This is a genomic window from Oleiphilus sp. HI0066 (assembly GCF_001635725.1).
Genome location: NZ_LWFH01000850.1, coordinates 1 through 404 on the forward strand (window position 1 = coordinate 1; position 404 = coordinate 404).

The window sequence follows — 404 nt, forward strand, 5'->3', positions numbered from 1 at the left end:
CTCCTAGCGACATATAGCTTGCCATCGTGGGAAGCTCTTATATTGGGTAATCTAGGGATTGCGTTGATGGCGGGATCCGCTGCGGCAATCAATCATGTCGTTGATCAACGCATTGACGTGCACATGTCGCGTACCAAGAAACGCCCGATCGTGCAGGGGAAAGTAGATAGTGCATCTGCACTTATCTTTGCGGCATTAATTGGCAGCATCGGGATGCTGGTATTAATGGTCTGGGTGAATGCCCTGACGGCCTGGTTAACCTTAGCTTCATTAATCGGCTATGCATTAATTTATACGATGTATCTCAAGCGTGCTACTCCCCAGAATATTGTGATTGGTGGTTTGGCAGGCGCTGCGCCTCCTCTGTTAGGTTGGACTGCTTCAACAGGTTATTTGGATCCTCA

At 48.8% G+C, this 404-nt stretch carries 1 protein-coding gene; it reads left to right on the plus strand.

Annotated features, from left to right (window positions below; genetic code table 11):
- The coding region (locus A3738_RS09870) for a UbiA family prenyltransferase (protein WP_197473776.1) at positions 1-404 on the plus strand (404 nt) is incomplete at both ends.